Here is a 26,065-nt window from a genome sequence, read left to right as displayed (position 1 = left end):
CCGAGGATTTCCTCGGGCTTTAATTTATTTATTCGCGAATAATATTTATTATACAATATTTACTATTTTTAGATAATATTTATCATCTAATATATATAAGATAAAACAATTAATTAAGATACAATATCTATTTCCTGCTAGTAAGATATAAAATTCGACTTAAGTTTGAGTTATTACTATATTCTGATGAAATAATAAAATGAAAGCTGTAGTGATACATTCACAAGTCAATTTTTGAAGATACTAAATAAGTATCTTAGAATATAAGCAGCTAATTATAATAATTAGTAATTTATATCTAGAACTTTATTGATTTCTTTTATGATAGAAAAAAGTTTTTAGTAATATTAAAAATTATTCACAATTATGAAATAGATATAGTGTATAGCAAATTATGTACTAAAAAAAGGGGTGATACTTTTGATAGAAATTTTGTCAGTAGAAAAAAGCTTCGGAGACTTAAAAGTACTGAAGGATATAAACTTAAAGATAAATAAAGGAGAAATATTTGGCATAGTTGGTCATAGTGGTGTAGGTAAGTCTACATTACTAAGATGTCTAAATAAACTAGAAAAGTATGATAGTGGCATTATAAAAATAGAAAATAGAGAAATAAATAACTTGCAAGGAAAGGAACTGAGAGAATTTAGAAAAAATTTAGGAATGATTTTTCAAAATTTTTCTCTTCTTGAAAGGAAAACTGTATTTGAAAATATTGCGTTACCATTAGAATGCTGGGGATTTGATAAAAATTATATAAAGTCAAAAGTTTTAGAACTATTAAAGGTAGTTAATTTAGAAGATAAAGTTAATTCTAAACCTAAAGAGCTTAGTGGAGGACAAAAACAAAGAGTAGCAATAGCTAGGGCATTAGCTTTAGATCCGCATATACTTTTATGTGATGAAGCAACTTCTGCATTGGATCCAAAAACAACTAAGGATATACTAAATCTTCTTAGAGAGATTAATGAAAGACTTAACATAACTATAATTATAGTTACTCATCAAATGGAAGTAATAAGAGAAGCTTGTAATAGGGTTGCAATTATGGAGAGTGGAGAAATAGTAGAGATGGGAGAGGTTGAAGAGCTTTTTATAAAGCCGCCTAAAGCTTTAAAAAGATTGATAGGAGAGGAAGAAATTGTTCCAGCTAGTGGAGTAAATATAAAAATATTTTTTCCTAAAGAAGCATCTAATGAAAGCATTATAACTTCTATGGCAAGAGAATTAAATATTGATATGTCTATAGTGTGGGGAAAGCTTGAAAGATTTAGAGACGATGTGCTAGGAAGTCTCGTAATTAATATTGATAATTGTAATAAAGAAAAAGTTATTGATTATCTTTCAACTAGAAATATATCTTGGGAGGTGATTAATAATGAGTAGTGAGATTATAACCCTATTAAAAGGTATATTATTAAAAGGTTTTTTAGAGACTTTATATATGGTATTTTGGTCTACAATATTTGCTGTAATATTGGGGTTTTTATTAGCATTAGTATTGACAGTTACTAATAGAGATGGATTAAAGCCTAATAGATTAATATATAAAGCTCTAGATGTGGTTATAAATATTTTAAGATCATTTCCTTTTATAATATTAATAATAGCCATAATTCCTTTGACTAAAGTTTTAACAGGATCAATAATTGGTGAAAAAGCAGCGATTGTACCTTTAACTATAGGAGCGGCACCTTTTGTCGCAAGGGTAGTAGAGTCAGCATTAAATGAGGTAGATAAATCATTGATAGAAGCAGCCAAATCCTTTGGAGCCAGCAACTTTCAAATATTATTTAAAGTAATAGTAAAGGAAGCTATGCCTTCTATAATATCAGCTATAACTTTAACTACAATCACTATCATAGGATATTCAGCAATGGCTGGTGCAGTAGGGGCAGGAGGATTAGGCTCTGTTGCTATAATGTATGGATACAACATGTTTAATGAAAAGGTAATGATATATACGATTATTGTATTAATACTTTTAGTACAATGCATTCAATCCTTTGGAAATATAGTTTATAAGAAATTGAAATAATAGGGAGGTAATTTAAATGAAAAAAATTTTAACAATAATATTGAGTGGTTTATTAGTCTTTACATTAGGAGCATGTGGGAAAAAAGCTGATAGTAAAAAATTAACAGTAGGTGCAACAGCAGTACCTCATGCAGAAATATTAGAGGAAGTTAAACCAATATTAAAAGAAAAAGGATATGAGCTTGAAATTAAAGTTTTTTCCGACTATGTATTACCTAACAGAGCAGTAGAAGATGGTGAGCTGGACGCAAACTTTTTTCAACATATTCCATATCTCGAAGAATTTAATAAGAATCACAAAACTAATATAGTTGCATTAAATAAAGTTCATTTAGAGCCATTAGGATTATATTCAAAGAAAATAAAAAACTTAGATGAATTAAAAGACGGTATAACTATAACAATACCAAATGATCCTACTAATGGATCAAGAGCATTAAAACTATTAGAGGAAAATAAAATTATAAAACTTCAAAACAAAGATTTAGTTTCTAAATTAGATATAGTAGAGAATCCTAAGAATATAAAGATACAAGAAATAGATGCACCTCAACTCTCAAGAACTTTAGATGATGTGGAAGCTTCTATAATTAATACAAATTATGCACTGCAAGCTAATTTAAATCCTACTAAAGATGCTATAGTAATTGAAGATAAGGAATCACCTTATGCTAATATAATAGCAGTTAAAAGTGGAAATGAAGATAAAGAAGATATAAAAGCTCTATGTGAAGCTATAGCTTCAGAAAAAATTAAAAAATTTATAGAAGAGAAATATAATGGAAGTATAATACCGTCATTTTAAGGAATTTTATAATGTATTGATGCAAAGGGGCTGTTTTAGAATTAATTTTTTAAATTAATTCTAAAACAGCCCCTTCAAATTTTTTTTTGGTTTAAATCTCATATTTATTTAACTTTTTTAATATGTAATTTAGAGTTAAATTTAGTAAATAAGCTTATTAAATTGTATATTTTAAATAATTTTCAATAAAATAAGATGAATTTATAACAATTACTTTTGAATATTAAAAAAATAATTACATAAGAAGGAAAAAATTCAACAATATAGAATATATAGATACAAAGCAGAAAGCGAGGGAAAAATAATATGAAAAAATCTAGATACAATTTTTTCTTTGATTTTGAAAGAGATGAGAAAAAAGTAGTGGCTTATAACGCTAGAACTAATTCATTAGCTTTGATGGATAAGAAAGATTTAAATAAATTTTTAGATTTTGAGAAAGAAAAAAATAGCATTAGTGAAGAATTACTTAATGATTTGGAATATGGGGGATTTATTGTACAGGATGATTATGATGAACTAAAAGAAATAAGATATTCATTATTTAAAAGTAGATTTGGGACAACTTCACTAGGACTTACTATAGCGCCTACATTAAATTGTAATTTTGGATGTGTGTATTGCTATGAAAAAAATAGTAGAAATACTACTGTAATGGATGAAGATATACAGAAACAAATAATAGAATTAATAAAACAACATTCATCAAGTATACATACTTTATCAATTGTTTGGTATGGAGGGGAACCTCTTTTAGCGATGGATGTGATTGAAAAGATGTCTAAAGAGATAATTAAGATTTGTGAAGAAAAGAATATTACTTATATTGGGCAGATGATTAGCAATGGATTTGGTATAACAGAAGATATTGCTAAGAAATTAAAGGAATGTAATATTTTATCTATGCAGATAACGTTAGATGGACCAAAAGATACCCATGATAAGAGAAGATTTCTTTTAGGTGGACAAGGAACTTATGACAAAATAATTTCTAATTTAGATATTATTAAAAAATACATCAATAGAATATCTGTAAGAATAAATGTAGATAGGGAAAATGAAGAAAAAGTGGAGGAAGTTCTTAAAGAAATAAATCATATTAATACTGAAAATAATATTTTAGTATATCTAGGATTTGTGGAACCAACCAATAATTGCTATGAAAATAAGAAATGTTTAAGTAGACAAGCTTTTTCAGAAGCACAACTTAAATTTGCGGGTAAACTTGTAAAATATGGATTTGAAGAAGATACTCCAATAAGATACCCTTCGTTAGTTCACAATTATTGTGGTGCAGATATGATAAATAGCTATGTTATAGACCCTAAAGGATATTTATATAAATGCTGGAGTGATATAGGAATGGAAAATTTAAGCATAGGTAGCTTAAATGAAGAAAAGGCAAATGCTAATAATATATTTAAATATCTTTTATATGATGCTAGTGAAGATGTAAGATGTAAAGATTGTAATATACTACCTATATGCATGGGTGGATGTCCAAGATATAGAATAGATGAATTTGATTCTATTAGGTGTTCAGAATATAAATACGTATTAGAAGATTACTTAAAGAAGGCTGCTAACCATTACTTATCAGTAGCCAATGATTCATAGTTCTTGCTAAGCTTTTAATGATTTATAAGAACTGCAAGATGTAAAATTTATTGTTGGTATTGTTCATTGTATTTCCTTTTAAAGTAATCTTATCATGATTAGAGGGAAAACAATGTCCATATAAATCAATAAAACTTAAATTAGAAGAGGAGGAAATAAAATGAAATATTTAGTAAGCCCAAAAAACATGAAGATATTTGCATCAAGTCCTGAAAATACCATGTTGCCCAACATTTTGCTGGGGAAAACTATGTAGTGGTGCTAAAGCTGAACCATGCTAAAAAATTAGAGACTATTTAAAAGATTAACAAGTTTAGTAATTAATTATTTATAGTAAAAATATAAGGGGGAAAATAAAATGAAATATTTAGTAAGCCCAAAAAACATGAAGATATTTGCATCAAGTCCTGGCCCATGTTGCCCAACATTTTGCTGGGGAAAACTATGTAGTGGTGCTAAAGCTGAACCATGCTAAAAACTACTAATTATTCATTTTCTAATAAAAAATTATTATTAAATATTTTCTAAAATTATATTATTTTAATCGTTTTTTATTAATTTGCACTAATAAAAAAGGAGGAGAAAATATAATGAAATATTTAGTAAAATCTATAAACAAAAATATATTTGCGATAAGTGATGATGACAGTTGTTGTCGGAGTTTCTGTTGGGGAAAATTATGTTCTCCAAAACGTAAACCAATTTGCTAAGGACATAAATGGTTATCATGGCTCTATCTTATATTCGTAATTGGCACGTAATTCTAATGGTAAATATAATTAAAGGATAGTGTATGTTTTATTATTTATTAAAATAGTATCTCATAATCCATTTTTATTTAAAGTGACAGATGAAATTATAAATTCATTAAATTAGATACTTTATATGAAAAGTCATAGTTTTAATAAAAAGAAGGGATAGTTAATACTATCCCTTTAAATGTTAGAAAAAAGCCAATTGTTTTAGAATATGATACCACACAATAGGAATCCAGCTGTTATTACTAATCCTGAATATATAAGGTCAACTATACAGTATCCCATTATGTCCTTAGCACCTAGTCCAGCGATTCCTAAGGCTGGTAATGCCCAGAATGGTTGTATCATGTTTGTCCATGCATCACCCCATGCAATGGACATAGAAGTTATTGCTGGAGATACTCCTAAAGCTTGACCAGCAGGTAGCATAATAGGAGCTTGAACCGCCCATTGTCCGCCTCCAGAAGGAACAAAGAAGTTAACTATACCTGCACTTAGGAAAGAAAATACAGGGAAAGTAACTCTATTTGAAATTGAAACAAAGCCGGTTGAAATTAATCCAGCAACTGAAATACCAGATGAATTTGCTCCAATCATCATTCCAGTAAGTCCAGCATAGAATGGGAATTGTAGTAAAATACCGGAAGCACCTTTTGCAGCATCTGATATAGCAGCTACATAATTTTTAGGTGTTTTATGAAGTAAAATTCCTAAAAATAAGAATATAGTATTAACAATATCAAGATTTAAATTAAATCCATTTTCTATAAAGTAATAAATTATATAAGAAAAACCAAGCAAACACAAAATTATTGAAATTACAGGACTATTTTCAATTTTATCAGCAGGAGTCATGTCAACAGTGCTGGCAGCCTCAACCTTAGCTTCTTCTAATAAAGAAGGATCAATAAGTACTGTTTCCTTTTCGCTAGGATGCATTGCTCTATTTACCAAAGGTAAGGTTAAAAATAAAACGATTACAATTCCAAGCATAACAGGATTAAAAATAGTTTCGCTAGTAGATATAGGAGCATCAATTACTCCTTGAGTAAGTTTTTTTACAGCCTCTCCACCGCCAGCAACTGTTAATGGAATTGATCCAGAAAGTCCTGCATGCCAAACTAAAAAGCCAGAGTAAGCAGAAGCAATAAGTAAACGATAGTCTACTTTTTTTACAACTTTAGCAATTTCTTTTGCAAATATTGCTCCTATAACAAGACCAAAGCCCCAATTTATCCAACAAGCTAACAAAGATACCATGGTAACAGTTATAATTGCTTGAAAAGGTGTTTTGGGAATTCGTGCTAGTCTTTTAAGCAGTCTGTTAAATGCAGGTGCATTAGCTAAAGCATGTCCAAGTACAAGTACTAAAGCCATTTGCATTGAGAAGGCAAGTAAGGTCCAGAAACCATTACCCCAATGTTTTACCATATCTAACGGACTTTGTTTAGTTAAGAATATTCCTAGGATGAAAACAATGAAAGTAAGTGCGGAAGCAAAGATAAATGGATCAGGTAAATACTTCTGTACTAACTTAACACAACCGTTAGTAAATTTTTTAAACATAAATATCCCCCCTATAATATGATTCTGATAACTAGTTCATATAAATTATAACTCTTTGTTAACTTATTATCAATATACAGATTACATAAAGAATGTAAGTATTTAGGATATAATGTATTTAATTGATGAATAAACATATATTATTGCTATATAATAAATTTTTGCTATGAAACTTATTCCAGTACAAGAATATATATTGTAATTAGGATATTTTAATAAATTAATTTATTATGAAATACCAATTATAAAAATTAATATTATTAATAAGTAAATTAATAATATTAATTTATTTCCTGATTATAATTAAAATATTTAAAATATATATTGAAAAATATAAAATGTATAGTATAATTAAATTATAAAACAACAAATGGAAGTGATTACTATGTACAAACTTATAAGTAAATGTCCGGTATGTGCTTCTAACCTTAAAATCACAAGATTAAAATGTAACACATGCAATACAGTAATAGAAAATGAATTTGATTTACCAGCTATAAACTATTTAAATGATGAACAAATACATTTTATGGAGGTATTTTTAAAGTGTAGGGGAAGTATTAAAGATGTTGAGAAAGAATTAAAAATATCTTATCCAACAGTAAGAGCAAAACTTGATGATGTAGTAGAAGCATTAGGATACAAATTAGCTAGAAAGAATGATAGCAATGATGACATATTAAATATGTTAGAGCTAGGAGAAATTACAGCAGAGCAGGCAATAGAAATGTTAAAAAAATAATTAGGTAAGGCATCTTCAAAAAATAATATACCAGTATGTTAGCCTATTTTCTATCACACTACGTTGTCAGAACCCGCACATAGTGCCACTATGAGCAGAACCTGACGCCTTGTCTAATATAAAATAAGCTAACATTTTTGGCTTATTATTTTCTTTCAGATGCCTAATTGGGGAGGGTTAATTATGAATGAAGAAGTATTAAGAATTACAAAAATGATTTCTGAAAACAAAATTACTGCTGAGGAGGGGGCTAAGCTTATTCAATCACTTAATAATGATAAAAGTGAAGTTATTATTCAAAATAAAGTTGATAAATTTAATAAGTTTGATAAATTGGAAAAAAGCTTAAAAATCAAAGTTACTTCTCAGAAAGACAACAGTGATAAGGTAAATATGAGTATACCTTTAAAGGTAATTAAAGCTTTTGGAAATTCTATAAAAAACATACCACAGTTACAAGAAAATGGTGTAGATGTAGGTATGATTATGGAGGCTATAGATTCAGGGTTAGAAGGCACTATTGTCGATATAAAAAGTGGAGATGGAGATATAGTGCAGGTTTATATAGAATGATAAAAATTAAAATTCAGCATAGTGAAAAGAAGAAAATAACTATTTATTGTCCTTATTGGTTATTGAGCGTTGCACTTAGTGATTTTTGTAGGAAGAAATTATTAAATAAAATAGCATGTAAGAACGTTGAATTTATAGAAAATTTAGAGAAAAATGATGTAAAAAGTTTCGTAAAGATACTGAAAGAATATAGAGGAATAAATATTATTGATATTTCAAGTAAAAATGGAGAAAAAATAAAAATCAATTTATAAGAAAAAACTACTGTAATATTTTAGTTATATTACAGTAGCTTTTTATATTTTGATTATAATTTTTTGAAAATACAGTTAATTAGAATATTCAAACTAAAGAATAAGATAAAGATACAACCTTTATATATCTTAAAATATAAAATAATATTACCTTTTATACGGTATTGGTGGTGCACATAATGCGGTATTTAATACGCCATAATACCTTAAAATTTTGAATTAAATGTACTACTAATTTACATTTAATCTAATTTATAGTACAATTAATTTATTTTTAATATAATTTATATTTTTAAAATTTTTTTGACAATAAAATGGATTGACTGGGGCAAAGTCATATGATAATATTCTAATATCAGCAATGGCTTTTGTACAAATTTGTCGAAAATTCGTACAAGCTATTAAGTAATGGATTACATTTAAGAATGGTTAATCTATTCAAACAAAAAAATAAAATATTAGGAGGTAATTATGGCTGAAAAGAAAAGAAAAAGTTTGTTTCAAAAATTTCTTGACGGTGTAGAAAAAGCTGGAAATGCACTGCCGCACCCAGTAACAATCTTCTTTATATTATGTGTTATTGTTATGATAATATCGCATATTTGCTATAAAGCTGAAGTTGCTGTTAATTTCACAAAAATCGCAAAAAATGATGCGGGAGTTTATGAAGCTAAAGATACAATAGTTAGTGTAGTTAGCTTATTGACACCAGATGGAATAAGATACATGTTTGAAAATGCTGTTACTAACTTTACAGGATTTGCTCCATTAGGAACAGTACTAGTTGCAATGTTAGGGGTTGGAGTTGCAGAAGGTACAGGACTTATATCAACATTAATTAGAAAATTAGTTTTATCAACTCCAAAAAGTTTAATAACAGCAGTTGTTGTATTTGCAGGTATAATGTCAAACGTAGCATCAGATGCAGGATACATAGTTCTAATACCATTAGGTGCCTTAATATTTGCAAGCTTTAAAAGAAATCCACTTGCAGGTATTGCAGCTGCTTTTGCAGGGGTTTCTGGAGGATTTAGCGCTAACTTAATTATAGGAACTATTGACCCATTATTAGGTGGTATAAGTACGGAAGCTGCTAAAATGATAGATCCAACTTATACAGTAGGACCAATGGCAAACTGGGCATTTATGTTTGTGTCTACATTCTTAATCACAATATTAGGTACATTAGTAACTGAGAAAATTGTTGAGCCAAGACTTGGTGAATACAAAGGAAACTCAGCGGAAATAAAACTAGATAAAATAAGTAAAGAAGAAAAAAGAGGACTTTTATTTGCTGGAATTGCATTCCTATTATTTATAGGAGCATTATGTTTATTATTAATACCAGCTAACGGTATATTAAGAAATCCTGAAACAGGAGAAATTCTTGGACACTCTCCATTTATGAACGGAATAGTATTTATAATAATGTTATTCTTCTTCATACCAGCAGTTGGATATGGTATAGGCTCAGGAACAATAAAAAATGATAAACAAATTGTAAGTGCTATGTCTAAAGCAATGGCGAGCATGGGTGGATATTTGGTACTTGCTTTCGCGGCTTCTCAATTTATAGCTTACTTTAACTATACTCAATTAGGTACAGTATTAGCAGTAAAAGGAGCAGCATTCTTAGAAGCATTAAAATTTAAAGGTCTACCATTAATAGTTGCCTTTGTATTATTATCAGGATTCATAAATCTGTTTATGGGTTCAGCTTCTGCTAAATGGGCAATCATGGCGCCAGTATTTGTACCAATGTTTATGAAGCTTGGTTTCTCTCCAGAGTTAACTCAAGTTGCATATAGAATAGGAGATTCATCAACAAACATTATATCACCGCTTATGAGTTACTTCGCGTTCATAGTAACAACAGCACAAGTTTATGATGACGAGTCAGGAATAGGTACATTAATATCTATGATGCTTCCGTATACATTAATATTCTTATTAGGATGGACAGCATTATTAATAGTTTGGTACCTACTAGGATTTAACTTAGGACCAGGAGCACCATTATTCTTTTAATAAAAATTAAAGGCACTGTACGGTGCCTTTTTCTTTAATTCACAATGCACAATTCACAATTATGGATATTTCTCAGTGGAAACTGAGAAATTTATAATTGATTCTGTAGCGGCGAACAGTGTTCGCCACGTAATAACTAGCAATTGTATTGCTAGTTTAAAACAAATTTGAAGAAATTATTTTATATAAAAATAATTTCCACCTCAATTGTCAATTGTCTATTTTCAATTGTCAATTGATTAAAGATGGAGGATGTTATGATAAATAGAGATAGAATAGTAAATGAGTTTTTAAAATATGTTCAAATTGACAGTGAAACTAAAAATGAAAAACAGTTTGCAGATTTTATAGCAACCGAGCTTAGAGAAATTGGATTAGAAGTGACAATAGATGATGCAGGGGAAAAAGTAGGTTCAAATACTGGAAACGTCATAGCTAAGCTTACAGGAACAAAAGAGGTAGAACCAATATTATTCAGTTGTCACTTGGATACAGTATCTCCGGGAAAAGGTATAAAACCTGTTATAAAGGATGATGTTATATATAGTGACGGAACAACTATATTAGGTGGAGATGACAAGGCAGGAATAGCTGCTGTAGTTGAAGCGTTAAGAGTTATAAAAGAAAACAATATAGAACATGGACCAATTGAAATAGCATTCACAATCTATGAGGAAGGTGGATTATTTGGTTCTAAAAATTTAGATTATAGTAAGCTAAATTCTAAACTAGGATTTGTGCTTGATAGTGGTGGAGAACCAGGAAAAATTATAGTTAAAGGACCTGCTCAAGATAAAATAACAGCAGTAGTAAAAGGAAGACCTGCTCATGCTGGTGTTTGTCCAGAAGAAGGAATAAGTGCTATAGAAGTAGCTTCACATGCTATAAGTAATATGAAATTACTTAGAATTGATGAAGATACAACTGCTAATATAGGTTCAATGATTGCAGATGGTCCTACAAATATAGTATCACCAGAATTAACTATAAAGGCTGAAGCTAGAAGTTTAGTTAATGAAAAATTAGATAAACAATCAGAACATATGGTTAAATGTTTAAAAGATGCTGCAGAAAAATTTGGTGCAGAAGTTGATATAGATGTACAAAGAATGTATGGTGCATTTTCAGTAGAAGAAAGTGATAGAATAGTTGAGATTGTAAAAAATGCTTCTAATAGCTTAGGCTTTCCAATATCAATTGCTGCTACAGGCGGTGGAAGTGATACAAATGTATTAAATGCCAATGGAATAAAAGCAGTAAACTTGGGAATAGGGGAAAGAAAACCTCATACATTAGAAGAACATCTACACATAAAAGATTTAGTAGATTCAACTAAGTTAATTCTAGAAATAATAAAATCTATATAAGGAATTTCCCCAAAATAATAGACAAATATATTAGCCTATTATTTTCTTTCACATGTCTAAATAAAAAATCTTAGAGAGTTTTTCTCTAAGATTTTTTACTTTAAACTTCAGCAATTACTCTACAACAAAGTCCTGACATGCCTTCTATATTTATTGGGTAGGTATGAACCTTAAATTCTTTATTTGTTGTTTCTTTTAACAGTATTTCTAAATTATCAAGATTTTCGATAACAAATACATTATTATCAGCACAATATTGGTCTATTTTTACATGTTCAGAAGGTTTTCTTATTCCTGCTGTATCTATACCAATTATACTTACTTTCTTATCAAGAAGGTATTGAATTAGCTTTTCAGACAGCTCAGGATAGTCTTTAAAATATTCCTTTGTACCATATCCTTTTTCTTTTAAAGATCCTGTATAAAACATTACAAAATCATTTTCTTTTATTGATGTTATATCTATATCGTCTAGTTCTATTTCTCTATCCTTAATATGACTTACATCAAATACTTTTCCATTTCTTTCAGTGTTATCCAATGAGAATTCTTTATCCATAACATCAAAATGAGTTCCTATATGACCTAATATTGTCATTTTTTTGTTTTCTGAAGCTTCATTCCAAAGCTTATTCCACATATCCTTACTTATTTTAACTGTTAAATCAATCTTCATATATATCTAACTCCTTAATTTTATTTTCTAAATGATGATTAAACTCTTCTAAGAATTTAATTATAATATCTTGTTCTTCTTCTCTTATTTGCTGGAAAAATTCTAAATCTCTTTTTTCATAATCTTTATGTGCTTTTTCATGTTTTATATAGATTTCTTTTCCAAGGTCAGTGAGCGCAAAATATATTTCTTTTTTATTGTCTGGCTTTTGATATTTTGTTATTACCTTTTGCTCCAGCATTCTTTTAGTCATTTTACTAATAGCTCCCCTTGTCATATCTAGAGCTTCTGATAATTTAGTAACATTGGGATCCTCTATTTTTCCTATTAAATCAATACAGTGTACTTCTGAAAGGCGAAAATCATTGAAATATCCATAAGTGTCTGTAAGCTTACCTAATAAATCTTGTTTTTCATATACTTGTTTAAAATTATGGAAAAGAACATGTGACTTATTAATAATATTACCTCCTTTTATTTTAAAAAAAGTTTCCTAGGAAACAATTTAAGTATATATGCTTTTTGTTTCCTTGTCAACAAAAAAGTTATAAATATAAATAAAAAATAATTCAATTAGTTAATTATATTGAAATAATTAACTAATTGAATAAGAATTATAGATTAAAAATCTCATTAAGGTTTTATTATTATAAAAAAAATTTATAACTTTATATGGAATAAAATATAAATTTATCCGTTATTATCACAAAAAAACAGAAGATATCATAGTATGAAATTAAGCAATATGTAAAGGTGATATTTTGTTGTACGCATTAATTCTGGCAGGTGGAAAAGGAACAAGATTGTATCCCTTATCAAGAGCTAATAATCCCAAGCAGTTTTTAAAAACTGTAAACAATAAGAGTTTTTTAAGAAATACTGTAGATAGAATTAAGCCAATAGTAAGTAAAGAAAATATCTTTGTTGTTACAAATCAAGAATATATTGATAAGATATATGAAGAATTGCCTGAAATAAGTAAGGAGAATGTATTTCTAGAACCGGCGAATAAAGAAACTGCAACTTGTATAGGATTGTCTGCTGTTAAATTGTTAAAGAAAGATAAAGATGCTGTTATGGTGGTATTGCCATCAGATCACTATATAGAAGGTGAAAAGCAGTTTATCGATACTTTAAATCAGGCTATTGAGATAGCAGAAAAAAAGAGAGGATTGGTTACTATAGGTGTAAACCCTACAAGACCAGAAACTGGTTATGGATACATTGAAATGGGTAAACCTATAGGGGGAAATATTCCAACCTTCAAAGTTGAAAGATTTACTGAAAAACCTAATATTGAAGTTGCTAAGGATTTTTTATTAAAAGGAACCTATCTTTGGAATAGCGGTATGTTTGTATGGAGGGCAGATGTATATTTAAGAGAAATGGAAAAATATCTTCCTAAGATGCATAGCTGTATAACGGAGATTTATATGCATATAGGTGAAGAATATGAGGAGGATATTATTAAAGAACAATATAACCTTATAGACGGAATATCTGTAGATTTTGGAATAATGCAGAAAACTCGTAAGGCTTATGTGATAAAATGTGAATTTACTTGGGATGACATAGGAAGCTTTGCAGCACTTACGAGATTTTTAAAGTGCTATAGAGGAAATAGTATATCTGGACCAGCTTTTCTGAATAGTAGTGAAAACTGTTCTGTATTTGGAGGTAAAAATTTAATTATTGGCTTTGGGCTTAAGGACTTAGTTATTGTAGATGCTGGGGATGTTATATTGGTAATGGACAAATCTAAAGATCAAGAAATAAAGCATTTATTAAATGAAATTAAAAAAGAAGAGGATTTAAGGGGATTCTTATAAAGATATATATGAGTAATTTTATGATAAAATAAAGAGTAAGGAATTAAGAATTACAGAAACTTCTCAAGCATATTGAGAAGTTTAAGATATTTTAAGAAAAGTGACGAAGTCACTTTTCTTTTTTATAATAAATTTTGTAAAGTCGATAAAGTAATGTTTATAGTTTATTTTTAAAAGGATTTAGTACTTTTATAATTTTTATTTGATTTATCTGTTAATTTTAGTTATGATTTTCAATAGTGATTTATAATTTTAATATAAAAATATAAACTTGTAGATTATAATGTATAAGTAATTATATATAGTTCATTTTAATTTATAAAGTTATACCAAATGGTAAGTAGGAATTATAAATATTTTAAGGTATAAGCTATTAAAATCGGTATTATATATAAAATAATAATGTATTTTAAACTATAAATTTTTGTATACATAAAAGTTAGTTAAGGTAATTTACTGTATTTTACAAACAGTTTAGCTATCAGTAAATTCTATAGATGTAATATAAGATAAAATTAGCTATATTGACTAATTATTTTTTTAGAATGCTTATTATAAATTACACTGTTAAAGGAGATGTAATAGTTGGAAAATCAGCAGAGACATATTATATGTTATTACAGCATGAAGTTTAATGCTGATAATGGTAATAGTAAAGGATTATTTTTGATTATTAATGAAAAAAAGCTAATATTCAAATCAAGAGAGAATTTTAATGCTGAAGATTTAAGAGAAGCACATATAAAATGCTTAAAATGTTTAATGGCAGAAATTGAAAGATTAGAGATAAAAGGAAAGATAACTTCTGAGGATATAGTTTATATTAATACTGATTCTAAAGCAGTAATAGATAAAATAAATGAAATTTTAAATGGATTTAAGGAAAATAAATGCAGTATAAAAAAATTATCTAAAATAGCTTTAAAATTACAATGGCATAAAAATTGGGAATTGGTTTTTAATAAGAATAATAGTAAAGAACTGTATAAGTTTTTAAAAGAATTTTATGGTAATAATAAAAAAATAAAAGATTCAAAAAGAAGAAATAAAGAAAATAATGATACTAAAAATATAAATAAAATATTAGAAAATAATGATTTAGATATTATATTTTTTGATTTTGAAATGAACTGTACCAATGCGGAAGGTGTAAATAATGAAATAATTTCAATTGGAGCAGTAAGATATAGTAACAATGATAATAAAGTATTTTACTCTTATATAAAACCATCTTTTAATTGGATTTTAAGTGATCGTTGCAAAACACTAACAAATATAAAACAGAAGGAAATAGATAATGCGGACTATTTTATAAAAGTTTTTTCTAGATTTGAAAGATGGGTAGGAGAAGATGAAGCGATTTTCATAAGTTGGGGAAATGATGATATAAGAGCTTTAAAAAGAGATGTAAGATTAAATAAATGTGATCTTTCAATTGTGAATAAAATGATAGATAATTATGGTAATTTTCAAGCTGTTTTAACGAAACACTTAAATAACAAGACTCAAATTTCATTAATAAATGCTCTGAAAGCGTATGATATCCAATTTGAAGGTCAGCAGCATAATGCCCTTGATGATGCTTGGAATCTAGGTAAACTATATATGAAATTTAAGGAAGAATTAAAAGGTAAAGAATTTACAAGAAGCAATAATTAATAGTGAGGAATTAAGAAAAGAATTAATTCTTCACTATTAATTCTTTGTATGTTTTTATAAAAAATAGTTAATTAAGATTTTCTCATATTTAGTAAAGAAATATATAATTCAATATAGCTACGTCCTTAAATATCCCAATTTACAACTTTAATTAATGGACAATTGATAGTTATAGTGAAAATTAGTCTGATTGAAACTAATTTCTTTAATAAATTTTTTTACTAACAATACAATTGCTAGTTTCCACCTCAGGGGAACAGTAGTGAAGCCCTTTAGGATTCCCCTAAGGTACAGTATAGTTCGGAGCAACGCCTATTTATTTAACCATAACAATGGAGATAAGTAATGCAATTAAAGTATTAACTAATGTATTAAATGTCCACAATTGTGAACTTTGAATTGAAAAGGTTGTGAATTCAATGGTTCTAATTATAATGCTAAAAAGCAACGATTATTTTCACATATATTAATTTTAGAACTGATATATATCTTATCATTATCTAAAATTTAATGATATAATATAGTATAAATGTTAAATTTTATATCTTACTGGGAGGAAGTAATGAGAATACTAACCTTTGATAGATTATATGATAAGAATAGAGAAGATTTGTACAATTTTATAATTAATTTAGATGAAAATTATAATAGAACTCTTGAAGATATGATAAAACTTTTTGAAAGTGAGATTTTTAATTACGGAAAGAATGTTTTTGCTATCTTTGAAGATGGAGATATAAAGGGGTCAATATCTGCCATAACAAGAGAGGTTAAAATCTCTGGAGATGGATATATTACTGATATTTACATAGCAGAAAAAACATTACAGAAAAATCCTAATATACTATCTTTGTTGATGAGTAAAGCAGAAGACGCTTGTGATAAGGCTTTTAGTAAGAGAATAATTTTAGGTATTAGAAATAAAATCATATATTTATCACCTTATATAGAAAGCTATAAATTTAAATATATTCATGATGCCATTATTATGAAGTATAATTTTGATAAATTATCACAGTTGCAAAATAATATAGAAGTAGAATTTATTCCTTTGACAGAGAAGAATATTAGTGAATTTAGAATAATTCACAATGAAGCATTTAAAGGTACTCCTAATGCTGGAACTTTAAGTGAGGAAGAGGTAGAAAATTTTATTCATCAGTATAAGGGAAATGAGGAACTTATAGGTATAGTTAAAGATAATGGTGTCAATGTGGGAATCTATATGTTAGCGGATATAGATAATGAAGGCTGGATTGATAATATTGGAGTATTAAATAACTCTAGAAGAAATGGAATAGGAAAGGCTATAGTTAAGAAATCCATTGAATTACTAAAAAAGAGAAATGTAATAGAAATTAAGCTTTTAGTTATAAGTTCAAATGAAGTAGCTTACAATTTTTATAATAAATATGGCTTTAAAGAAGAACTAGTTTTTTCTAAATGGTTTGAGAAGAAAGTGGAAAAAGGTATTGATAAAATCTAAAGTTATAATTTAAATAAAGCGACAAAGAAGTATAATTTTATTGTATCCTTTGAGTTACAATAGTAATATAGATAAAAACTTTCAGCCATGATATGCTAAGAATATATTAATAACGCATCTTAAAAAAAATAACAAGTCAGTATGTTAGCCTATCTTCCATCATACTGCGTTGTCAGAAGCCGCTCATAACATAACTATGAGCAGAATCTGATGCCTTGTCTGATATGAGACATATACTAACATCTTTGCTTCATTATTTTCTTTCAGATGCTTAAATTAAAATAACTAGGCGTAAATTCTTGGAATATATTTTAATACTAATTTTAGGCTAAAAATAAAAGTGTAATATAATTTATTACACTTTTATTTTTATATTTTTAGGGAAAACTTATATTTTATTGATAGGACAGTAAAGTAATCTAAGAGAAAGCCTAGTATATATCTACTTTAGAATAAATCTCGTTGTATACATTTAGTGTGTTTTTAGCTGTATTTTCCCAAGAATATAACTTAGCTCTTTCATAGCCACGATTTCCATAGTATGTTCTTAAGCTTTCATTTGAGAGCATTTCACCTATGGCATTAGAAAGTTCATCTATGCTATGAGGATTTACTAGCATACCACTATCACCTATTACTTCAGGTATAGATGTTACATTAGAAGTTATAACTGGAGTACCACAATTCATAGCTTCTAATGGAGGAAGTCCAAAGCCTTCATAAAAAGAAGGGTAAACAAAAGTCTCACAGGCATTATAATAAAGAGGGAGATCTTCTTCATCGGCGAAACCTGTAAATAATATCTTATCTGTCATATTCAACTTATCTCTAAGTTTTACCAGTTCTTGAGAAGCATCTCTATAGGAACCTACAATTACAAGATTAAATTCTTTATCTAAATCTTTATATATCTTTGTAAAAGCTGAAATTAGAGAGTGTACATTTTTTCTCTCACTAAATCCACCTAAATATAATATAAAAGGTTTGTCTATATTATACTTCTTACTAATAAACTCTTTGCAAACCTCTTTGTCTAAAGGTTTGTACTTTATATCTGCAGCTAAAGGGGTTACAAAAATTTTCTTTTCATCTACAGGAAAAAACTTCAATATATCCTTTTTACTGTACTCAGAAACAGTAATTATACCGTGAGCTTGCTCCATAATAGTAGGTATTTCTTTTAAAAATTTTAGTAAATATCCACTACCTACAGTTTCAGGCATGATATAAGGTATTAAATCATGTATAGTAACTATTTTCTTGCAATGTATAGAAGAATTTAGTCCTATACCATTTTGGGGGATATGATATATGTCAATATCTTCAGATTTCATATTATAAGGAAAATAATGATCTTGAAAAAATCTATGATATTTTTTTGATGCCATTACTATTTTACTATTACTTTTCTCATATTTTTCATAATTCTCCCCAGACCAGTAAATATGATAATAATTATTTTTATCTATATTAAGTAGATTCCGTAGAACATTCTCTGTATAAGTACCAATTCCTGTTCCTCCATACCAATTGATACCTCTAGCATCAATTGCAATCCTCATAGAATTTCACCCCTTATAATTAATATAAATTAACATGTATTCTTCTTTATAGTAATTAATTTAACAATGGAAATGGATAATCCACAACTGTAAGTATTTCTCAGCAGTAATCAACAATTTTTCAATTAAATAGATGGTAATTAAAACATTAAAAAATAGCAATTATTTTATCACATATTAAATTTAGGAATGGTATCACTATAAAGGAATAATAAACCAAAACTATATATTACTATATTAGTTTAATTAAAAATATATGTTACAAACTTTACAAATTAAAACACACATTATAAATACTTTTCATATATTACAAATAGAAGACTGTTTTGGAGGGAGATTTTTGAACCTTTCTACTATTAGCCAATTAGTTAAAGAGAACTATAATCTTGATATAACTTATGTAGAAAAAAATAAAAGTGTATATAGAGTGGAAACTCCTTATAATATCTATTGCTTAAAAGTCATAGGCTATGAATTTGAGCATTTTTTGTTTATATTGGGGGCAATTAAACATCTTCAAAACAATGATTTTAATTATGTTCCTGAAATAATTAAAACTATAGATGGATTAGATTATATTAAGGTATATGACAATTATGCTTATCTAACTCCGTGGATAAATGCAAGAGAAAGTAATTATGATAATCCTTTTGATGTTAAAAATGCGGCTAAAAAATTAGGAGAACTTCACAGTAAAAGTGAAAATTTTATTATAAAACCAAATATGCAGCCTAGAATTGGGTGGTTTAGATGGATAGAAACTTACAAGATAAGAAAAAACGAAATTATAGATTTTAAGATAAGGATTGATAAGAAAGAATGTAAATCCCAATTTGATTTGATTTATCTAAGCATTATGGAAGAAGAATTAAAAAGATGTGATAACAGTATAAAAAATCTTTTGAGTAGTAAATATATGGAGAAAATGCAGAATCATGTTTGTAATAAAGGCTTTTGCCATCATGATTATGCTCACCATAATGTATTAATTAATCATAATGGAGACATAAATATCATAGATTTTGATTATTGTATATTAGATTCTTATCTTCATGATTTAAGTAGTCTTTTAATTAGAAGGATGAAATATAGTAAATGGGAATTAAATAGTGCTAGGGAGATTCTAGATGCTTATATGGAGACTCATAGATTAGAGCAAGATGATATTCCTATAATGGCAGCATTTATGGAATTCCCTCAAGATTATTGGCAAAGAGGTATTCAATATTATTGGGAAGAGAAACCATGGGGTGAAGAGTTTTTTCTTAAAAAATTAAAATTTTTCTGTGATGATCGAGAGGAAAAACAAGAATTTATAGAGCGTTTTAGAAATCTCATAATCTGAGGCATTCTCAAAAAAATAATAAACCAGTATGTTAGCCTATTTTTCATCATACTGCGTTGTCAGAACCCGCCCATAGAAGCACTATGAACAGAACCTGATGCCTTGTCTGATATGAAGCATATTCAAAAAAATAACTAGTCAGTATGCTCATCTATTTTGTATCATACTGCGTCGTCAGAGCTCCATGATAGTTAAACTATCATGAAAAACTGTCTTCTTGTCTGATGCAAAATGTATTTCGCATCTTTAACTAGCTATTTTATTTCATATGCTTAAAATATACTAACATTTTTGATTTATAATTTTCTTTCAGATGCCTAAATTTATCATTTTAAATGGAGGGGTGTTATGTCATATAAAAGAGATGAAGAAAACAAAATAGAGAACTATGAAAAAGATTATGAAGAGGATAATGGACTAAAAACAGTTGACGACTATGATGAAAAGCTAAGACAAATGGAGGAGAATATTAAAGAGCTTAAGAAGATTAAGAAGAGACAAAAGAAGCTTCAAGAACTGGAACAAGAGAAGCAAGAAATATTAAATAAAATGTCTAAAAGGCTAAAAAGAAAGCACAAGTAGGGGTGGTGCTATGAGAAGATTTTTCTATGATACTTTTGGAGAATATTTAAAAGAAAAAGGAGTTAAAAAGATCGATTTTATATTGAAAGATAATAAGTCATTGAGCAAGAGGGGGTTAGATGAAAGGGTAGCTAATCAACTACAATTAATTTCTGAATTTCATGCTAATTCTTGTGGCTTTAATGGCTATTTAAAAAGAAGGATAAATAATGATACTTGTAAGCTAGTTGAAGAATATAAAGTACAGATAAAGAGGTTTTCTAAGCATATGGAAACAATAAAGGAAGTTGGACCTAAGAATGAATTTGAAAAATTATTAATCTTTAATGGTGATAAATATTTAAAAAGAGCTGAAGAATGCATGAATTATATTTATAGTTCAAATTATATGGACTTGATTTCAAGAAGTATGAAAAATGTTGAGGTGTGTCTAAGTGATGTAGGTTTTGATAATTTAGATAAGGGAGAAACTTTAGAAATAGTTAATTTTTACGACATAGCCTATAATATGGTTGAAATGGATGCCTATTACTTATTATCTAAGCTTAAAAGAAAAGGAGCAAATTTAAATTGGGAAAAACATGTTAAGAAATTTTGCGATTTAGAAAAGCTAGATAATAACAGTGAAAGATTTATATTAGCAATGCTATCATATCCTCATGAATTTATGAAAATATATGATAAATATAGAAAAAATAAAAAAAATTGGAGTGATAAAGATTATAGTAGCAAACTAATAAAGGCTATGGAGGAGGATGGTTTTTCCCTAATAGGTGAGGTGGAGTAATGATAGAGGGAAGATTTAGAGATAAAGACTTTTTGTGTAAATATGATTTAGATATAGGACTTTTTAAGAAATATAATTATAAGGTTAATGATATAATTCCGATTAGAAAGCTATTTATAATTTCTACAAATAAGGGAAATAAAATATTAAAGAAATTAGATTATGATTTAAATCATCTAGAATTTATAGATAGTGCTATTAATTATATAGAGAATAATAATTTTAAGAACACTTTTAGTTTTGAGAAGAATAAAAAAGGTAAAATATGTACTAAACATTATAATAATTATTACGTAGTTATGAACTTAATTGAAGGAAGAGAATGCGAATTTAATAATCCCATAGAGGTTAGTATGGCATCTAGAGCACTTTCTAAGCTTCATTTATCATCTGAAGGTTTTAGATATAAAGAAAATAGTTATAGATATATGGTAGGAACTCTAATCGACAATTTAGCTAGAAAGAAGGAAGAACTTTTAATTTTTAAGAATTTAGTTAAAACTTATGAAAATAAAAAAGAATTTGATAAAATTTTTATAAAAAATGTAGATTATTATATAGAGGAAATGGATAAAAGTATAGAAATTTTAAATTCATCTCCATATTTAAAACTTTGCAGCGAAGAAGATAAAATAGTTTTATGTCATCATGATTTAGCATATCATAATATATTAATCAAAGAGGATGATGTTTATTTTATAGATTTTGACTATGCAATTATAGATTTAAGAGTCCATGACCTTTGTAATTTTATAAATAAAGTAATTAAGAATTTTGCTTTTGATTTTGAAAAAGCGCATAATATAATAAATTGTTATAAAGAAAATATAAATCTTGATAATAGAGAACTAGAAGTATTATACGGAATGTTATACTTTCCTGAGGATTTTTATAGTGTAAGTAAGAATTACTATAAAAGAAAAAAATTATGGACAGAAGAAGTGTTTTTATTTAAACTTAAAAGAAAATTAGAATATCAGGAGGAGAGAAAAGAATTCTTAGAGCAATTTAAAAGTTATTATAATATAAAATATTAACATAAAAGAATAGCTATGATGAGGTTATAGCTATTCTTTTTATTATATAAATATATAATAGCATTTCATAAATATTTCACTAATAACAAAGTTATCAAGACTAATTACTGACGTACTTTATGAGACAAAACATACTCAACTCAGTTTAAATATTCGAAATAAAAAATTAACTTTATTTAATATAATTTGATCCCAAATTAGAAATAAATTTTCGCATTTTATTATTGCTATTTTTAAATTTTGCATAAATTGTTAAAAAGCAAGAGGAAGTTATGGATATTGTTTAATAATTTTATAATAAATTGAAAAAATGAAAGATTGATAAAAAATGAAATAACATTCATGAATTATTAATTAATAATTGCTTTGAAATGATTTACATTAGAATTGTATCATGATACTAAAAAAATTAAGGAGTGAGATATTTGAAGAAAAAAATTGTATCTATTATATGTTTCTTATGTGTTTTAGTAGGAGCATTTGTTTTTTATAATCGTCCTATTAATAACATTGATTATATTAAGAAAAACAGCAGAGATTTAAAACTTAATGATATTAATGATAATAGCGACTTAGATTTAATATGGGAAAATATAAAAGATAAAAGCATAATTTTCACAAATAAGTACCATGCAGTTAAAGAAAACTCATATATTCAATATAAATTTATAAATTATTTGATAGATAATTGGGATTTAAAATATTTTCTAGTGGAATGGGGGCATGCGTCTGGAGTTATTTTTAATAAGTATTTACAAAGTGGAGATGAAAAATTATTAGATGATATTTTTAAATGGGAAATTATAGAAATGAGAAATACCGAAGAAGCAAAGGAATTTATGAAAAAATTATATCTAAAAAATAAAAGTTTACCAGAGGATAAAAAATTAACTATAGTTGGGTTAGATATTGGGGAAGAGCAAGGTGGTGTAACTTATTATTTTAAAAATATATTAGAGGAATATAAGGAAATTCCTAAAGAACAATTGGATAAAATGAAAAAGGTTCTAAAATATTCTGAATTAGAATGGACTATAGGAAGAAAAAGCAGTGAATTTTTAAAATCCCTTGAAGATCTAGATAAAGATTTAGAAGAAAATGAAAATATATATGTAAAATATTTAGGTAGTGAAGGAGTATTTGATCTTAAGTTAATAGTAAATAATTTAAAAAACAACTCTGGAATAAATGAAGTGTTTAATGCACCAGTATATGTTAATAAAGATTGTTATGAACAAAGAGATAAAATGAATTATGAGAATTTTAAGAAAATATATGAACATTTTGATGGTGGCAAGTATTATCTTCATTATGGTACACAAAATGCTTATCAAAATGAAATCAATACTGTAAAATTTTTAGGCGCAAATATTAAAGAAGACTCTAATTTTAAAGATAAAATATATAGTATAAATATAATATATAAAGAAGGACAATGTTATGATTATGGTTGGTTGAGGCCAAAGTATTTTTATAGCATTACCACAGATTTAAAAAATACTTTAAAAGAAGCTGATATAGAAAAGGGAAGCAAAATAATTGTATTAGATAATAAAAGAAGTCCATATAAAAAGAAAATTTTTAAAGAGTGTTTTTCATTTTCTGATGTATATGAAGGTCATGAGACCTTACATGTAGATAAAAAGCTTTTTGAAACTAATAAAGGTGTAACTACAGATTATTTTCAATCAATAATAGTGATAGAAAATCCAACTCCAATTAAGTGGTGTTGGGAAGATTTTTATAAAAGAAAAATTTCAAATAAACATTAAAAAATTTATAATGAGTTCAAAATTGAATATAAATAAGAACTGCTTTAGAGTTAATTTTTCAAATTAATTCTAAAGCAGCTTTTTTATGCAATTCTAAAATAATCTAAAAAAATTATTTTAATAATTTATCATGGTGAAAGTATTGCTTTATAAGCTTTTAAAGTATCCAAAGCTGTTTTTTCCCAAGACAAGGAGTTATTCTTAATGAAACCCTTATGAATAAGCTCCTGTTTAATATTTTCATCCATTAAGACCTCATATAATTTACTACTCAGCTCATCAATGTCATTAGGATTAAATAATACTGCTGCATCATCTAATACCTCAGGTATAGAAGTTACATTTGAAGCTATTACAGGAACTCCACAAGCCATAGCTTCTATAGGGGGTAAACCAAAACCCTCATAAAATGATGGATAGACAAATAATGAGGCAGCGTTATATAAATAAGGCATGTATTCCATAGAGATAAATCCAGGGAATATAACATGATTATCTACATTGTATTCTTCAGCACATTCTTTGTACAGTTCATAGGATTTACCTTTATTGCCTGCTATAACTAAGTTATGAGATTCTCTTATATTTTTGGGTAATTTACTATATGCTTTTATAAGGCCTAAAATATTTTTTCTAGGACTAAAACCACCTACATATAAAATATAATTATTAGGAAGAGAATACTGTTTTTTTAAGATAGAACTTGCGATAACTTTATCTATAGGTTTATATATATTTTCACTAGCAAGATAAGTTACAAAAATTTTTTCTTTAGGATAATTAAAATCTTTAGATATATCTTCTTTAGAAAACTCCGAAACAGTAATTATACCATCGGAGTTTTCTACAATGGATTTCATTTTAGTTGTAAATATTTCTAAATATCTATCACCTACAGTTTCAGGCATATGAATAGGAATAGTGTCATGAAGGGTTATAATAAAAGGACACTTTTTCTCAATAGGAAGCCCTACTCCATTTTGAGGAACATGATAAATATCTATATCTTTTCCATTTAACATATTAGGTATATTAACTTCATCCCAAAAGTTAGAAGAGTTACTTTCTTTAATAGGTGAAAGAAAAAAATTTTTTTTAAAATCTATATGATTATTATAATTTTCAGCAGTAAACAATAAATATTCATTTATGAAGTCTACTTTATTTAATGAATTTATCAATTGATAAGTATACGTACCAATACCTGTTCCTCTGTACCATTTAGCTGCTCTCGCATCTATTCCAATTTTCATATTAAAACTCCTTAAACATACTTTTTCAGATATCTTTAGAAAAATTACTATTAATAAATTATATTAATTGAGTATAGAAAAATATGTTATGGTCGGGTAAGTTGTATAACAAATATTAATATTGGTTTTATAGTATACATATACTACTTAATATGATAGCTATATAAACTAATATAGTTGTTTATTTAAGTATTTTAATTCATAACTTTAATCAACGAAAAATTTATAATGAACAGCTTATGAAAATTAAGAATTAATAATGAAGAATAAAGGATTATGGAAGGAATTAATTTTATAAATTAATTCCTTCAAATAGGTTTTTCAATAAA

General features: G+C 27.1%; 22 protein-coding genes. 17 read left to right on the top strand and 5 right to left on the bottom strand.

What is annotated here, in order from left to right:
- Window positions 1-420 precede the first annotated feature (420 nt).
- The 4 genes from ACWPW7_RS01605 (at window position 421) to ACWPW7_RS01590 (ending at window position 4,460) form a co-directional block, all read left to right on the top strand.
- Complete coding sequence (locus ACWPW7_RS01605; RefSeq protein ID WP_454052120.1) at window positions 421-1,386, top strand: methionine ABC transporter ATP-binding protein; 966 nt, start codon at window positions 421-423, stop codon at window positions 1,384-1,386.
- Window positions 1,379-2,038: a methionine ABC transporter permease gene (locus ACWPW7_RS01600; RefSeq protein WP_454052119.1), complete on the top strand. Its 660-nt coding sequence runs from the start codon at window positions 1,379-1,381 to the stop codon at window positions 2,036-2,038. Before ACWPW7_RS01605 ends, ACWPW7_RS01600 begins: the two co-directional genes overlap by 8 nt.
- Before the next feature lie 16 nt (window positions 2,039-2,054).
- Entirely contained in the window at window positions 2,055-2,843 is a 789-nt protein-coding gene (locus ACWPW7_RS01595; RefSeq protein WP_454052118.1) for a MetQ/NlpA family ABC transporter substrate-binding protein, read from the top strand.
- Window positions 2,844-3,149: 306 nt separating this feature from the next.
- The gene (locus tag ACWPW7_RS01590; RefSeq protein WP_454052117.1) at window positions 3,150-4,460 is read left to right on the top strand and encodes a radical SAM protein; all 1,311 of its coding nucleotides are present in this window, start codon (window positions 3,150-3,152) and stop codon (window positions 4,458-4,460) included.
- A gap of 962 nt (window positions 4,461-5,422) precedes the next feature.
- Here the strand turns inward: ACWPW7_RS01590 and ACWPW7_RS01585 are convergent.
- On the bottom strand, window positions 5,423-6,784 hold the full coding sequence (locus tag ACWPW7_RS01585) for a short-chain fatty acid transporter (RefSeq protein WP_454052116.1): 1,362 nt from the start codon (window positions 6,782-6,784) through the stop codon (window positions 5,423-5,425).
- A gap of 385 nt (window positions 6,785-7,169) precedes the next feature.
- Here ACWPW7_RS01585 and ACWPW7_RS01580 point away from each other — a divergent pair, with 385 nt between their 5' ends.
- From ACWPW7_RS01580 to ACWPW7_RS01560, 5 genes are all read left to right on the top strand, one after another.
- Complete coding sequence (locus ACWPW7_RS01580; protein WP_039635092.1) at window positions 7,170-7,526, top strand: DUF2089 domain-containing protein; 357 nt, start codon at window positions 7,170-7,172, stop codon at window positions 7,524-7,526.
- A gap of 183 nt (window positions 7,527-7,709) precedes the next feature.
- Window positions 7,710-8,099 (top strand): hypothetical protein, encoded by a 390-nt coding sequence (locus ACWPW7_RS01575; RefSeq protein ID WP_291563259.1) that lies wholly within the window; start codon window positions 7,710-7,712, stop codon window positions 8,097-8,099.
- Window positions 8,096-8,353 carry a hypothetical protein gene (locus ACWPW7_RS01570; RefSeq protein ID WP_454052115.1) on the top strand — a complete coding sequence of 86 codons (258 nt, stop codon included), beginning with the start codon at window positions 8,096-8,098 and terminating at the stop codon, window positions 8,351-8,353. Before ACWPW7_RS01575 ends, ACWPW7_RS01570 begins: the two co-directional genes overlap by 4 nt.
- 471 nt (window positions 8,354-8,824) lie before the next feature.
- Window positions 8,825-10,381 carry an AbgT family transporter gene (locus ACWPW7_RS01565; protein WP_454052114.1) on the top strand — a complete coding sequence of 519 codons (1,557 nt, stop codon included), beginning with the start codon at window positions 8,825-8,827 and terminating at the stop codon, window positions 10,379-10,381.
- Window positions 10,382-10,638: 257 nt separating this feature from the next.
- Window positions 10,639-11,748, top strand: a complete 1,110-nt coding sequence (locus tag ACWPW7_RS01560; protein ID WP_454052113.1) for a M20/M25/M40 family metallo-hydrolase — start codon at window positions 10,639-10,641, stop codon at window positions 11,746-11,748.
- Window positions 11,749-11,848: 100 nt separating this feature from the next.
- Here the strand turns inward: ACWPW7_RS01560 and ACWPW7_RS01555 are convergent, their stop codons facing one another.
- Complete coding sequence (locus ACWPW7_RS01555; RefSeq protein ID WP_454052112.1) at window positions 11,849-12,424, bottom strand: cyclase family protein; 576 nt, start codon at window positions 12,422-12,424, stop codon at window positions 11,849-11,851.
- Entirely contained in the window at window positions 12,414-12,884 is a 471-nt protein-coding gene (locus ACWPW7_RS01550; protein ID WP_454055457.1) for a MarR family transcriptional regulator, read from the bottom strand. Before ACWPW7_RS01550 ends, ACWPW7_RS01555 begins: the two co-directional genes overlap by 11 nt.
- A gap of 301 nt (window positions 12,885-13,185) precedes the next feature.
- Here ACWPW7_RS01550 and ACWPW7_RS01545 point away from each other — a divergent pair, with 301 nt between their 5' ends.
- The 3 genes from ACWPW7_RS01545 to ACWPW7_RS01535 all read left to right on the top strand — a co-directional run bounded on the left by ACWPW7_RS01545 (window position 13,186) and on the right by ACWPW7_RS01535 (window position 17,398).
- On the top strand, window positions 13,186-14,253 hold the full coding sequence (locus ACWPW7_RS01545; protein ID WP_454052111.1) for a mannose-1-phosphate guanylyltransferase: 1,068 nt from the start codon (window positions 13,186-13,188) through the stop codon (window positions 14,251-14,253).
- Between the two features lie 585 nt (window positions 14,254-14,838).
- Window positions 14,839-15,912: an exonuclease domain-containing protein gene (locus ACWPW7_RS01540; RefSeq protein WP_454052110.1), complete on the top strand. Its 1,074-nt coding sequence runs from the start codon at window positions 14,839-14,841 to the stop codon at window positions 15,910-15,912.
- A 562-nt stretch (window positions 15,913-16,474) separates the two neighbouring features.
- The gene (locus tag ACWPW7_RS01535) at window positions 16,475-17,398 is read left to right on the top strand and encodes a GNAT family N-acetyltransferase (protein ID WP_454052109.1); all 924 of its coding nucleotides are present in this window, start codon (window positions 16,475-16,477) and stop codon (window positions 17,396-17,398) included.
- A 431-nt stretch (window positions 17,399-17,829) separates the two neighbouring features.
- Here the strand turns inward: ACWPW7_RS01535 and ACWPW7_RS01530 are convergent, their stop codons facing one another.
- Window positions 17,830-18,960, bottom strand: coding sequence for a glycosyltransferase family 4 protein (locus tag ACWPW7_RS01530; RefSeq protein WP_454052108.1), 1,131 nt, complete (start codon window positions 18,958-18,960; stop codon window positions 17,830-17,832).
- 340 nt (window positions 18,961-19,300) lie between these two features.
- Between ACWPW7_RS01530 and ACWPW7_RS01525 the strand changes: the two genes are divergently transcribed.
- The 5 genes from ACWPW7_RS01525 (at window position 19,301) to ACWPW7_RS01505 (ending at window position 24,483) form a co-directional block, all read left to right on the top strand.
- A complete protein-coding gene (locus ACWPW7_RS01525; protein ID WP_454052107.1) occupies window positions 19,301-20,305 on the top strand; it encodes a CotS family spore coat protein in 1,005 nt (334 codons plus the stop codon).
- A 348-nt stretch (window positions 20,306-20,653) separates the two neighbouring features.
- Window positions 20,654-20,887 carry a hypothetical protein gene (locus tag ACWPW7_RS01520; RefSeq protein WP_291563288.1) on the top strand — a complete coding sequence of 78 codons (234 nt, stop codon included), beginning with the start codon at window positions 20,654-20,656 and terminating at the stop codon, window positions 20,885-20,887.
- A 10-nt stretch (window positions 20,888-20,897) separates the two neighbouring features.
- Complete coding sequence (locus ACWPW7_RS01515) at window positions 20,898-21,674, top strand: protein kinase family protein (protein ID WP_291563290.1); 777 nt, start codon at window positions 20,898-20,900, stop codon at window positions 21,672-21,674.
- The gene (locus ACWPW7_RS01510) at window positions 21,674-22,711 is read left to right on the top strand and encodes a CotS family spore coat protein (RefSeq protein WP_454052106.1); all 1,038 of its coding nucleotides are present in this window, start codon (window positions 21,674-21,676) and stop codon (window positions 22,709-22,711) included. The genes ACWPW7_RS01515 and ACWPW7_RS01510 overlap by 1 nt, the downstream gene beginning before the upstream one ends.
- Before the next feature lie 425 nt (window positions 22,712-23,136).
- Complete coding sequence (locus ACWPW7_RS01505) at window positions 23,137-24,483, top strand: hypothetical protein (RefSeq protein WP_454052105.1); 1,347 nt, start codon at window positions 23,137-23,139, stop codon at window positions 24,481-24,483.
- Window positions 24,484-24,611: 128 nt separating this feature from the next.
- On the opposite strand, the gene ACWPW7_RS01500 is transcribed toward ACWPW7_RS01505, so the two are convergent.
- Window positions 24,612-25,736 (bottom strand): glycosyltransferase family 4 protein, encoded by a 1,125-nt coding sequence (locus tag ACWPW7_RS01500; RefSeq protein ID WP_454052104.1) that lies wholly within the window; start codon window positions 25,734-25,736, stop codon window positions 24,612-24,614.
- Window positions 25,737-26,065: the final 329 nt, after the last annotated feature.

It is taken from the genome of Clostridium sp. Marseille-Q7071 (assembly GCF_965112025.1).
This window is presented reverse-complemented; position numbering and strand designations above follow the sequence as displayed.